The 12,256-nt window shown below is 51.2% G+C and carries 11 protein-coding genes; 3 read left to right on the top strand and 8 right to left on the bottom strand.

Annotation, left to right across the window (positions count from 1 at the left end):
• Positions 1 to 65: 65 nt before the first annotated feature.
• Positions 66 to 1,691 (bottom strand): alpha-amylase family protein, encoded by a 1,626-nt coding sequence (locus AC1DF0_RS05080; protein ID WP_477573255.1) that lies wholly within the window; start codon positions 1,689 to 1,691, stop codon positions 66 to 68.
• Between the two features lie 170 nt (positions 1,692 to 1,861).
• Here AC1DF0_RS05080 and AC1DF0_RS05075 point away from each other — a divergent pair, with 170 nt between their 5' ends.
• Positions 1,862 to 2,803 (top strand): helix-turn-helix transcriptional regulator, encoded by a 942-nt coding sequence (locus tag AC1DF0_RS05075; RefSeq protein WP_477573254.1) that lies wholly within the window; start codon positions 1,862 to 1,864, stop codon positions 2,801 to 2,803.
• A gap of 37 nt (positions 2,804 to 2,840) precedes the next feature.
• Here AC1DF0_RS05075 and AC1DF0_RS05070 read toward each other — a convergent pair whose 3' ends face one another.
• On the bottom strand, positions 2,841 to 3,677 hold the full coding sequence (locus tag AC1DF0_RS05070) for a YitT family protein (RefSeq protein WP_442051967.1): 837 nt from the start codon (positions 3,675 to 3,677) through the stop codon (positions 2,841 to 2,843).
• A gap of 25 nt (positions 3,678 to 3,702) precedes the next feature.
• Positions 3,703 to 4,095, bottom strand: a complete 393-nt coding sequence (locus AC1DF0_RS05065) for a winged helix-turn-helix transcriptional regulator (protein WP_337100692.1) — start codon at positions 4,093 to 4,095, stop codon at positions 3,703 to 3,705.
• Positions 4,096 to 4,254: 159 nt separating this feature from the next.
• On the opposite strand from AC1DF0_RS05065, the gene AC1DF0_RS05060 reads away from it, so the two are divergent.
• Together AC1DF0_RS05060 and AC1DF0_RS05055 are read left to right on the top strand one after the other, a co-directional pair.
• A complete protein-coding gene (locus AC1DF0_RS05060; RefSeq protein ID WP_477573253.1) occupies positions 4,255 to 5,466 on the top strand; it encodes an MFS transporter in 1,212 nt (403 codons plus the stop codon).
• Positions 5,467 to 5,494: 28 nt separating this feature from the next.
• Entirely contained in the window at positions 5,495 to 6,355 is an 861-nt protein-coding gene (locus AC1DF0_RS05055; protein ID WP_477573252.1) for an aldo/keto reductase, read from the top strand.
• 80 nt (positions 6,356 to 6,435) lie between these two features.
• Here AC1DF0_RS05055 and AC1DF0_RS05050 read toward each other — a convergent pair whose 3' ends face one another.
• The 5 genes from AC1DF0_RS05050 to AC1DF0_RS05030 all read right to left on the bottom strand — a co-directional run bounded on the left by AC1DF0_RS05050 (position 6,436) and on the right by AC1DF0_RS05030 (position 12,248).
• Entirely contained in the window at positions 6,436 to 8,379 is a 1,944-nt protein-coding gene (locus AC1DF0_RS05050; protein WP_477573251.1) for an S-layer homology domain-containing protein, read from the bottom strand.
• 143 nt (positions 8,380 to 8,522) lie between these two features.
• Positions 8,523 to 9,035: an SRPBCC domain-containing protein gene (locus AC1DF0_RS05045; RefSeq protein ID WP_477573250.1), complete on the bottom strand. Its 513-nt coding sequence runs from the start codon at positions 9,033 to 9,035 to the stop codon at positions 8,523 to 8,525.
• Between the two features lie 19 nt (positions 9,036 to 9,054).
• On the bottom strand, positions 9,055 to 9,390 hold the full coding sequence (locus tag AC1DF0_RS05040) for an ArsR/SmtB family transcription factor (protein ID WP_477573249.1): 336 nt from the start codon (positions 9,388 to 9,390) through the stop codon (positions 9,055 to 9,057).
• Positions 9,391 to 9,540: 150 nt separating this feature from the next.
• Complete coding sequence (locus tag AC1DF0_RS05035) at positions 9,541 to 10,716, bottom strand: ABC transporter permease subunit (protein ID WP_475822829.1); 1,176 nt, start codon at positions 10,714 to 10,716, stop codon at positions 9,541 to 9,543.
• Positions 10,717 to 10,727: 11 nt separating this feature from the next.
• Entirely contained in the window at positions 10,728 to 12,248 is a 1,521-nt protein-coding gene (locus AC1DF0_RS05030; protein ID WP_442051961.1) for an ATP-binding cassette domain-containing protein, read from the bottom strand.
• Between the last annotated feature and the right edge of the window lie 8 nt (positions 12,249 to 12,256).

Here is a 12,256-nt window from a genome sequence, read left to right as displayed (position 1 = left end):
GTGCCCCAGGTGAAATAGCGAAAATTCGTTACGCTATTCCACCCCCCCGGTCAAGGCACACAGCCTTACAGCCACCACTCGTTATCATACTCGTCCACGTTCTCAAGCGGGTTGCGGCTCCATTGGAATGCCGTCTCCTCACCGTTCAGCAGCCATCGGCTCGGACAGGTCGTCTCCATCCAATCGAGCGGCTCGCCGGGCGGCAGCTCTTGGGATGCTAGGTCGAATGCGGCCCGCAGAGCAGCCTCCTGCTCCTCGGTCGCGATGGCTGGATCAACGGAGACGAAGAGCGGCGTGCCGCTGCCTGCTAGCAAGTCGAGCCACTGCTTGTTCAGCTCCCATGGAACATCGTTCGTAATGCCGATACAATCGGCATCATGGCTATAGAAGGTATTATGTTGGGCCATGCGGAATGCCATCGTATTGACGCCCATATAACGCGTCCGCTCCCATGACTTGCCGCTCGTATCATCGCCAGTACGCTGGATTTCGAATAGGCCCGCAGCAAGATGACTGATCGTGTTGCAGCCGATCAACAAACTGCTGCCAGAAGCTTCAGCGATAGTCCGATAGAGGTCAAGCACGATTTCGGCTGTTGTTCTCGATCGGTCGCTGAACGTATTCGCAAGCGAGTTCACGTCCGACTTCATTCGGAACCCCCATTCGCCAAGCAGATCATAGGTAGAGAAATCATGCTTAATGAGCTCGAAGCCCCAATCCGACATATCCTTGATCGATTTCGCAATGAACTCGAGTACTGCCGGTACGGTTGGATCAAGCACGCTGTCCGTCTCGCTTGCCGAATATCGTACCCATTCCTTCGGCACATTCGGATCAGACGACATCAACGGCCTGCACCAAATGCCTGGACGAACGCCGGTCTCCTTCATCGCTCGCGCAAGCCCCGCCATATCAGGGAACTTGTCGCTGCCCGTCCACGGCGCACCCTTACAGCCTCCGCCTCCGCTTGCAAGCTGCCAGCCATCGTCAATTACCATGAATGGACGGTTAGCTTCCGATGAAGCGAGCGAGGATATGAACGCCGAGTCCGCCAGGATCTGCTCATGCGAGCTATTGCCGTAAGCATAATACCAGTTATTGCCCCCATATACCGGCTGAGACGGCAATACGGGCTGCAAGCACATCAACTGGCAGAAGCGCCGTGCGGCAGCAAAGGCTGATTCCCCCTTTTTTCCTTCGAACGCCAATAATACAGCTACTTCCAGCCTTCTATCTCCGAGCACTACGCCGACTGCACCATTACGCACATCCGCGGTGAAGGTTATTCCCTCCTGATCGAGTTTCCAACTGCAAAATGCGCTTGGTCCTGTCCGCACGCCATACCCGCTCGTGACATTGCCGTTATTCGTCAAGAAGTACCATGGCATCACTCGCTCAGGCACTATGCCCCGCCATTCCAAATCCCCATAAGCCCGCTCCCAGTGATCGCCCAATACGAGCAGCTTGCCTTCTGCCCGCTTCGCCCAGCGGATCTTCACTGTAAGAACTGGTTCGACCGCCGACTCCAACCACAGATGCACCGGCGCCCCATCAGACGCTTGCGCCCCCGCAAGCTCCACTACAACCCGGTCTTTACTCCACTTTCCCGTTTCCTGCAGGGTCAGCTGTTTCCAGCCATGATCCGTCTCTACCCGAATATCGATTGGCTGCTGCAAAATAGATAGTGACATATATTACAATCCCCTCTCTGCTCATCCTTGTATGCCTTAATAGAAAACTCGATAATGAGAGTATAAAGGACTATCGCTGCATTCGTTATCACATATGAGGTCTTGCTGCTAGAAATAATGAACCAAATGGGACATGATAGAGAGATACAGCAAGAAAGGAGTTGCCAACAATGACGAACAGGGCTGCTGCGCTGAAGAGCCGTACTTTTCCCAACTTAAAATCGGAGGTTTATCTGTATGGCATGCATACAGGCGTAACCGGCAAAGGCTGGTTATGCCAGCGGCATCTTCACCACATGATGGTGGAGGTCAATCTCGTGCTGAGCGGGACTCAGACTGCCATTATGGATCATGCCGTCTATGAGCAGCAGGCTGGCGATCTTCTCATCATACCGCCTATGAAGCCCCATCGTTACAAGTCGGATCGACAGGAGCCGCTGCATTATTTTGTTATGCATGTTCAAGTATCCGATACGGCATTCATGCAGCTTATGAACAACTGCGAGCAGCTCCATTATCCGAAGGGAGATCCGCTTAACGAGAAGCTTCGACCGATCATCATGCAGCTTATCGAGCAGCTCCAAGAGGATGACTCGCACTCGCAAATCGCATTGTTCGCCAACGCTCTCATGATGATGAGCCTGCTCGAGCGTCATATGAAGACGCAGCAGTCAGACAGCCCTCACTATTCTGAAGAAACATTGCCCTCACTTATTGCTCGTGAGATTGAGATGCTGATTACATTCCGCCCTTCTGATAGCGAGGACCGGTTCGAAACCCGTGAACCGCTGCACAATTGGCTCGCTCAGATCGCAGAGAAGCTGCTAATCAGCCGCCGCCATTGTTACCGTGTATTCCAGCAAGCTTACCGTATGTCCCCGCGCGATTACTTGGCCGTACTCAGACAGCAGGAAGCAATGCATTCGCTTGTGAACAGCGACGACTCCTTAGAACAAATCGCATATCGCATCGGGTTCGAAAATGTGCAAAGCTTCATTCGCCAATTCAGCAAATGGACAGGCATGACGCCGGGCAGCTTCCGCCGCTCGGAACGCGATTCACTCCACTACCTAACTCCGCTGGAGCTTAAGCTTGAGCTTGAGCAACAATGAAAAAACCGCAGCCATAAGCTGCGGTCCGATCGTCCCGTCACTTCGATATATCGATAAACCCTTCGCCGAACACGTCGCGCACATCATGAATGGTGATGAAAGCATTTTTGTCGGCGCTTTTGACGATTTTCTTGAGCGTGCTGAGCTCCTGCTTGCTAATCACAATATACAGAATCTCCTGCTTGTTCTTCGTGTAATAGCCCTGTCCGTGCATGATCGTGACGCCGCGGTCCATGACCGTTATGACTTGGTCGGCGATCTTCTGATGCTCCTTGGAAATAATCGTAACAGCCTTCTTCGGATTGACGCCTTCAATGATGAAGTCCATTACCTTCGTTCCAATATACAGCATGATAATCGTCAGCATGAGCGCCTTCGCGCCAATGATGAAGAAGGAAGAGAATGCGACGATCAGATCGAAGAACAACAGCGCGTAGCTGATGTTCCAGTCCAAATATTTATTAGCGATTCGGGCCAAAATAGTCGTACCTGCCGTCGTGCCCCCGACCCTGATGATCATGCCGATGCCGATCCCGACAAACATGCCACCGAAAATAGCGTTAACGACGATCTCATCCGATTCGATGCGCCAATGGTCCGTCAGGACGAGGAACAGCGAGTTGCTCGCGACGGCAATGATCGTATACAGAACGGCCGTACGGTCAAGAAACCGATAACCGACGATCAACAGCAGACCGTTGATAACCAAGTTGACAATACCCGGCGACCATTCGAACAAGTAGTACAAAATAATCGTAATGCCCGTTACGCCGCCCTCTCCAAGCTCGTTCGGAATCACGAACAGATTGACGCCTAGGGCAAACAGGAACGCTCCACCCACAATAATGAGTATATCTAGCAGCCTTTTCTTCATCACGTATCTCCTAAAATAGCCGCAGTTAACGAATAACCGTCTGCTCTTCCTTATCCTTATAATTCAATATGCTGTCCTCCAGCATCTCGTTAATATCGCCGTACTCCTTAATAATATGCAGCTCGCCCCAATTGCATAGCGAATCCAGAATCGGCTTCAAGCTCCAGCCGTATTCGCTAAGCTCATATTCCACCTTGGGCGGAACCTGATTATAGCTGATCCGGTTGACGATGCCGTCCTGCTCCAGCTCCCGCAATTGCTGGGTCAGCATTTTCTGCGTAATGGCCGGCATTAATCGTTTAAGATCGCTCGTACGCTTCGTCCCATGGGTCAGATGGCATAGAATGACGCATTTCCATTTCCCGCCAATCACCTCAAGCGTTGCTTCTACCGATATATTGTACCTTTTTGGAGCCATATCGTATTCCTCCTTGCCTCTATTTCCATAGGTACTTTTCAGTACCTATAGCACTTCACGGTATCTATAGCACTTGAAAGTACGTACTATCCATCGCCGCGCGATTCATCCATAATAGCATTTACCGGCCGGTCATTACTACTGTGGAGGAAAAAACGTATGACAACAAATCAACGAAGAAGTACCTTTGCGCTGCTTGCGTTAGCGATAAGCGCCTTCGCCATCGGAACGACAGAGTTCATCAGCGTGGGGCTGCTGCCTCTCATCGCCGACGACTTGCACATATCGATAACAACTGCGGGATTAACCGTATCGCTATACGCGCTAGGCGTTACGTTTGGCGCTCCGATTCTTACGTCGCTCACCTCCAAAGTATCTCGCAAGACGCTGCTGCTGGCGATTATGATCGTCTTCATCATCGGCAATACGCTGGCCTCGCTGGCGAGCGGCATTGCCGTCCTGCTGATCGGACGGCTCGTATCCGCTCTCGCCCACGGCATATTCATGTCGATCGGCTCGACGATCGCGGCTGATCTCGTGCCGGAGAACCGCAGAGCGAGTGCCATTGCCCTTATGTTCTCCGGGCTTACGGTTGCTACCGTTACCGGCGTGCCGCTCGGCACTTGGATTGGCCAGCAGCTTGGCTGGCGCATGGCATTCGTCGCGATTGTCGCCATTGGCATCCTGTCGTTCATTGCTAATCTGATTCTCGTCCCTTCGGGCTTGCGCAAAGGAGCATCCACTACGATGCGCGATCAGATTAAAGTAATCACGAACGGAAGACTGCTGCTGGCCTTCGCCATTACGGCGCTTGGCTACGGCGGAACGTTTGTCGTCTTCACTTATTTATCCCCTTTGCTGCACGACATAACCGGATTCAGCGAGAAAACGATAGTCTTTCTTCTGCTCGTATACGGCATCGCGATTGCCATAGGTAACGTTATTGGAGGAAAGGCCGCCAACCGTAATCCTGTAAAAGCTCTGTTCTATATGTTCGCTATGCAAGCCGTTATATTGCTTATCCTAACCTTCACCGCGCCATTCAAGATTGCCGGCCTCCTGACGATTATCGCCATGGGCTTGCTGGCGTTCATGAACGTGCCGGGGCTACAGCTCTATGTTGTGATGCTGGCTGAGCGCTATACGCCGAAGTCGGTCGATGTCGCCTCTGCCTTCAATATTGCCGCATTCAATGCAGGCATTGCGATCGGCTCCTATCTCGGCGGCGTCATTGCCGGGGGCATCGGCATCATCCATACCGCATGGATCGGGTCCGTTATGGTCGCCGGCGCAGTCGTCCTAACCGGCTGGGTTCGCAAGCTCGAGGCAAACGACACGAAGCAAGGAGAGAAGCTGCGCGCTTCCGCATAAATCATAAAATTTGAGAGGATGTATTATTATGACTACAACAACTAACCCAATCACAAATCTGCAATCCACGACAACATTAAGCAACGGTGTTCGCATGCCTTGGTTCGGCCTTGGCGTATTCAAGGTAGAGGAAGGCTCCGAGCTCATCGAAGCTATCAAAGCAGCGGTCAATCATGGCTACCGCAGCATCGATACGGCTGCCATCTACGAGAACGAAAGCGGAGTCGGACAAGGCATACGCGAAGCGTTAAGCGAAAGCGGCTTATCTCGTGACCAACTCTTCGTAACATCCAAAGTATGGAATGCCGATCTGGGCTATGAGCAGACACTCGCCGCGTTCGAGACGAGCCTCACCAAGCTCGGCCTCGACTATCTGGACCTCTACCTCATCCACTGGCCTGTCGCGGGCAAATACAAAGAAGCTTGGCGAGCGCTTGAGACGCTTTACAAGCAAGGAAGAGTAAAAGCAATCGGCGTCAGCAACTTCCAGATTCATCATCTGAAGGACTTAATGGAAACAGCCGAGATCAAACCGATGATTAATCAAGTCGAGCTGCACCCATTACTGACCCAACAGGAACTTCACAGCTTCGCCAAGGAGCAGAGCATTCAGCTAGAGGCCTGGTCACCGCTCATGCAAGGTCAGCTGTTCGAGCATCCCGTTCTGCAAGAGGTCGCCGCTAAGCATGGCAAGTCCGTCGCCCAAGTCATTCTCCGCTGGGATCTGCAGCGCGGCATCATCACGATACCGAAATCGACGAAGGAACAGCGCATAATCGAGAATGCGAATGTGTTCGACTTCGAGCTTACGAGCGGCGATATGGAACAAATCGAAGCCTTGAACGAGAATCGCCGCGTCGGCCCGGACCCGGACAACTTCGATTTCTAATGTCCTATGCATCAACAAATAAGGCTCGCCTCGGCTTGAGAGTAAACATGCCGGTGCGAGCCTTATTTCATTATGATTGCTTAGTTTCTCAATTCATCAAGCAGACTCGTCATATCCGCATCCAAATTCAATACTCGCAAAATGATCGTCAACGCTTCCGCACGCGTAGAGAAAGCTCCAGGGGCGAAGGTATTAGCGTCTCGTCCTTCGAACAAGCCCGCGGCTGCTGCAGCTTTAATCGCATTCTCATTCCACGAGCCTGCAATGTCGTTAAAGGCAACGTCCTGTTGCTTTTCGATAGCATCAAGGTTAACGATGCGCACGATGATGGAAACCATCTCGGCTCGGGTAATGAATTGATTCGGCTTGAACGAGCCATCTGTATAGCCGGTCAGAATCCCTTTGGAGGCTAACGCGACAATGGCGTCTTTGGCCCAATGAGCCTGCACGTCATTCAAGGCTGGAGCGCTTCCGCCGGCAACAGCGTTCAGTTGGAACAGCCTGGCTGCAATCGCGGCGAATTCCGCACGCGTAATGCTGCCGTTCGGACGGAACGTTCCGTCATCATAGCCGCTTATAACGCCTAACTTTGCGAATAACGCTATATCCGATGCGGCCCAATGTCCACCGGCATCCGAGAACGCTCCGCTAGCCGGATTGTTCTGATTCATTTCAATCCTTGCTTTCACATAGGCTTTCAGCTTCTCCGCGTCTACAACCGAGTTGTAAGGCGCAGCCGGCGTTACCGGCGGTTCAGGCTCGACCTCAGGCTCCGGATCAGGCTCTACCGGCGGCTGCGTAGGCCTGCGCGGCGCAACCGTTACGGTGACCGTATAAGCCTGCGTTGTTCCATTTTCAGCATATACCGTATACGTAAGAGGCCCAGTGAAATCGTTAAGGCTCGCATCGGAGGTCTGTATGCGGTTCCCGATCCATACCGTCGATTCGGCCGACGACGTGAACGTTGCGACTTGATTCGCCAATGCGCTGCCGTATGGCAATACGACGGATACCGTATGAGCAGACTCGTTCACCGTGCCGACAACGCCGTTCACGGCAAAGGTCAGCAGCTCTTTGCTCGAACTTTCTTCAGCATTAGCTGTTTGAACATTAATAGTATAGTCTCTGTAATCACCTGCTTCATCATACACCCGGTAAACAACGGGGCTCGAGAAATCAATATAATCGTAGGCTACTTCCCCGCTAATCTGCTGTAAGTCATCCACTCTCACGATGCTGCCCGTCGTCGTAAACGCAGGCACCAGACTGTGAAGATCCGTTCCGAATGGCACTTTAATCTGGACAGTATAGACTTCGCTATCGATATAACCAATAGAACTCGTTGCCGGGAAAGCAAAGTAAGTTATGTCTTTTGCCGTGCTCAGCTCCTGCTGCGTATTCACGGTCACCGTGTAGTTCCTCGTGCTGCCATCGGCGGCCACAACGGTGTAGGTAACGGGCAAAGTAAAATCCTGCGCCGTCACATCGCTTGTTTGAATGTCGCCACTCACTTCTACTCGCACCCCTTCGGTTGCGAAGGAAGGCGTCAATTGCGTTACATCCGTTCCTTCCGGAACAGTCAGGTAGATCAAGAAGGCTTCTTCGTCAATAAAGCCGGTTATGGCCGGGTTGGATAGGCTAAAGGAAGTTATCGCCTTTAAGTTGCTCGGTCCTTCCGTTACCGTAACGGCATACGGCTGCTGGCTGCCGTCCTCGGCAACTACCGTCAATACTACCGGAGACGACGAATAGTCCGATCTTGTCTCCCCGCTCGTATGACTTATAACGGAGGCGCCCGGCGAAACTTCGAAATGCTCAAGCATGTTGTACGTGGCCGAGCGGAAAGGAACGATAACGCTGATCGTATGGCTATCGTTATCGATCACTCCCGGATTGCCTTCCACCGAGAAGCTAAGAAACTTGTTCTCCGAACTCCCCGCCGCGAACATCATTTGCGGAAATATACTAATAAATACAACTAACACAAGCACGCTGGATAATAATTTTTGGAATCTGTTTAGCAAAATAAGTCAACCTCCTCTTTTCACGCTGTGTAATACACGAATACGCTATGAAACTTCTTCATTATAGCAAAATAACAGCCTTAACAAGCATTAAAAAAAGAAGAGCCAGCCGTTTCTCGCGCGGCGCAGCTCTTCTTCCTTCCCTATTTTTTCGAAGCTTGCAGATGCTCTTCCAGACGATCCMATGTTTCTCTGATACCTTGCTCCATACCCATCTCGATAACGGTTTTAACTGCTTCTTCCGAATCGAAACGCGAACGGCTGATAACCTTCGTCTTGCCTTCCAACTCTTCGAACACCAACGTCACATGCGATGGCGGCATACCCTCTGCCTCGTTGCCCTCGGCATCCGAGAAGTAATCTACATATACAATCTTCTCTTGATCCACGATCTCCTCATAGACAGCTTTGCCCCATGATTCGAAGCCGAAGAAGTCACCTTGCGCCTCATCGATACACTTCATGCAGTAATGCCATACACCGCCCGGACGAAAATCAACATTGCAAACCGTCAGCGTCCATCCGCGAGGACCCCACCAATGCTTCAAGTGCTCAGACTCGGTGAATGCGCTGAACACAAGACCCTTTGGCGCGTTGAAGACACGCTCCATCACAAACTCTTGACCTTCTACCTTTGTCAGCATTTCATTCGTCATTTTACAATTCCTCCCAAAGTTAATTTGTCGTGTCGTTCTCGTTCTTCGCTTGCAGCTTCTGCAAATAAAGTTCTAAGTTGTCAAAGCGTTCTTCCCACAATCTGCGGTAGTCGTCCAGCCACTTATCCATTTCTCGAAAAGGCTGCTCCCGCAGCTTGTAATGACGCCGATTCGCATCCGCCTGCACTTCAACCAATCCAGCCTCCAGCAAGACGCGCAAATGTTTGGACGCCTGGGGCTGCCGAAGGCTTAAGCGTTCAGCAATTTCCCCTACCGTCAGAGGTCCGGCCTGGAGCAGTTCTACAATTCGCAAGCGGTTCGGCTCAGAAAGAGCGCTAAATGTTGTTGTATCCATTCACCTTACGTTCCTTTGTTGTTCAGTCGTTAACATATCCTGCACCATTAATATACTTCAATTTGAATATTCCTGTCAAGGAATATTCAATGCAAAAAACAGACCCAAAACGATTGCTCTCGCTTGAGGTCCGCCTTCTTGTTGTCTAACCTAGCCTCTTTTCTTGCGCGTCATAACGTCGAAGATAACGGCTGCGGCAAGCACGCCGCCACGAATCATGTACTGATAGGAGACGCCAACGCCGAGCAGGTTCATGCCGCTCGAGAGAGACGCCATAACAATTGCGCCAATAATCGCTCCTGTTACTTTGCCGACACCGCCCGCCGAGGATACGCCGCCGACATAAGCCGCAGCAATGGCGTCAAGCTCGAACAGCGTACCCGCCGTTGTCGAAGCCGATTGCATGCGCGCGGTGAACAGAATTCCAGATAGAGCAGACAACATGCCCATGGATCCAAATACGATGTAGGTAATTTTTTTAACGTTAATACCTGTAAGGTGAGCCGCTTCCGGATTGCTGCCTACGGCGTAGATATGTCTGCCGAGCACCGTCTTCGTCGTCAGGAAGTGATAAATAGCAACTACGCCGAGCATAATGATAACCGTCCAGGAGAATCCATTGTAACCTGCAAGAATCCAAGTAATATAACCAATAATGAAAGAGATGAAGATCAACTTGACTGTGAACAAGCCTACAGACATAACTTCGAATTGGTACTTCATCTTGTTCCTGCGCTGGGTGATTTCGCTATAGATGTAGAATACGATGCATAGCAAGCCCAGGAGCAGTGATAGCACATGCAGGCCGCCTACTTGAGCAAGCGATGGAATGAAGCCATTGCCGAGCGCATTAAAGAAATCGTTATCTACGTTGATCGTTCCCGTCTTTTCGGTGACTTGCAGCAACGCGCCTCGGAAAATAAGCATAAAAGCCAAGGAAGCGACGAACGATGGGATACCGATCTTAGCTACAAGCACGCCGTTGAATAACCCGGCTACAACGCCAAGAACCAAAATGATCGGAATGGTCAAGTACACCGGTACTCCCATTTGCGTCATTAGGATCGCTGCGATCGCACCCATGAATCCGGCTGCAAAGCCGACGGACAAGTCGATCTCGCGAATAACGATGACAAGCGTCATGCCGACAGCGAGCACGGCGATGTAGCCCGTAGCGTCGAGCAGGTTACTAATATTACGCGATGACATAAACAATCCGTCCGTCATAATCGTAAAGGTAAGCATAATGACAAACAGCGCAATGTACATGCCGTAGTCACGGATATTCACTTTGACAAGCGACTTCGCTTCGTTAAAAAGGTTCATTGGTCTTCCTCCTATTGCGTTGCAAGCTGCATAATGTTTTCTTGGGTAGCCTCTGCGATCGGCAACTCGCCCTTCATCTTTCCTTCAGCCATGACGTATATACGGTCGCTCATGCCAAGCACTTCTCCGAGCTCGGACGAGATCATGATAATGCTCATTCCTTCGCTGATCAGCTTGTTCATAATCGTATAGATTTCGAACTTGGCGCCTACATCGATGCCGCGCGTCGGCTCATCCAGGATCAGCAGCTTCGGTCCGACGAACAGCCATTTGCCGAGAGACACCTTCTGCTGGTTGCCGCCGCTCAACTTGCCGACGATTTGCTCCACGGATGGAGCTTTGACGTGCATGGAGCTCTTATACTCGTTCGAAATTTTCACTTCTTCGTTCTCGTTAATGACGCCGTTCTTGGCAATTCCGCTTAGGTTAGCCGCAACGACATTGCTTTTGATGTCTTGGGCCAAGAACAACCCATCGCCCTTCCGGTCCTCGGTTACGTATGCGATACCCGCTTTGATCGCATCGCTTGTATGCTGGAATTTCGAGGGCATGCCATCCACGAATAAGTCGCCCTGCAGTTTATAGGACTTGGGATTGCCGAAGATGCTAAGAGCGAGCTCCGTACGCCCCGAGCCCATTAAGCCGGCTATGCCGACGATTTCGCCTTGTTTAACATGAAGATCAACCTTTTTAACAACGTTTCGTCCTAACTTTGGATCGTAAGCGGACCAATTATTAAGCTCCAAAATTTTATCGCCGAATTTCTTGTTCGTTCTCTTCGGATAAATGTCGTCGATCTCGCGACCGACCATGTTTTTGATAATCGCGCTTTCGGTTATTTCGCCCTTCGATGCATCGAGCGTGCAGATGGTGCGTCCATCGCGAAGGATGGTTGCCCGGTCCGCTATGGAGATGACTTCTTTCAGCTTGTGAGAAATCATGATGCAGGTGATGCCTTGTTTCTTCAGCTCTCGCAGCAGCACAAGCAGGTTCTCGCTGTCGTTTTCGTTCAGCGCCGCGGTCGGCTCATCTAGAATAAGCAGCTTGACGTGTTTGCTTAACGCTTTGGCGATTTCAATCAATTGCTGTTTGCCGACGCCGAGGTCCTTGATCAGCACCTCCGGATTGACGTCCAATCCAACCTTCTGGAGCATTTGCTTCGAATGAACGATCGTTTGGTTCCAATCGATGACTCCGCCGCGTTTCACTTCGTTGCCCGCACTAATATTTTCGTATACGGTCAAATCCGGGAATAACGCCAGCTCTTGATAAATAATGGCGATGCCCGCCTTCACGCTGTCGCTGATCCGGCCAAACTGTTGTACGTTGCCCTCGTACACGATATCGCCTGAATACGTGCCGTGAGGATATACACCGCTTAACACCTTCATCAACGTGGACTTTCCGGCGCCGTTCTCACCGATCAAGCAGTGGATTTCGCCTTCTTCCACCTTGAAGCTGACATCAGTGAGCGCTTTGACTCCCGTAAATTCCTTGGAGATGTTCTTCATCTCCAATATATATTCGCTCATTGTTATGC

The organism is Paenibacillus sp. 05T425, from assembly GCF_056396205.1.
The sequence above is the reverse complement of the archived record's forward strand: the minus strand, read 5'-3'. Positions and strand labels throughout refer to the sequence as shown.

Coding starts and splice junctions, on each gene's coding strand:
- AC1DF0_RS05080 (WP_477573255.1), bottom strand. CDS start 1,691: ATGTCACTATCTATTTTGCAGCAGCCAATCGATATTCGGGTAGAGACG.
- AC1DF0_RS05075 (WP_477573254.1), top strand. CDS start 1,862: ATGACGAACAGGGCTGCTGCGCTGAAGAGCCGTACTTTTCCCAACTTA.
- AC1DF0_RS05070 (WP_442051967.1), bottom strand. CDS start 3,677: ATGAAGAAAAGGCTGCTAGATATACTCATTATTGTGGGTGGAGCGTTC.
- AC1DF0_RS05065 (WP_337100692.1), bottom strand. CDS start 4,095: ATGGCTCCAAAAAGGTACAATATATCGGTAGAAGCAACGCTTGAGGTG.
- AC1DF0_RS05060 (WP_477573253.1), top strand. CDS start 4,255: ATGACAACAAATCAACGAAGAAGTACCTTTGCGCTGCTTGCGTTAGCG.
- AC1DF0_RS05055 (WP_477573252.1), top strand. CDS start 5,495: ATGACTACAACAACTAACCCAATCACAAATCTGCAATCCACGACAACA.
- AC1DF0_RS05040 (WP_477573249.1), bottom strand. CDS start 9,390: ATGGATACAACAACATTTAGCGCTCTTTCTGAGCCGAACCGCTTGCGA.
- AC1DF0_RS05035 (WP_475822829.1), bottom strand. CDS start 10,716: ATGAACCTTTTTAACGAAGCGAAGTCGCTTGTCAAAGTGAATATCCGT.
- AC1DF0_RS05030 (WP_442051961.1), bottom strand. CDS start 12,248: ATGAGCGAATATATATTGGAGATGAAGAACATCTCCAAGGAATTTACG.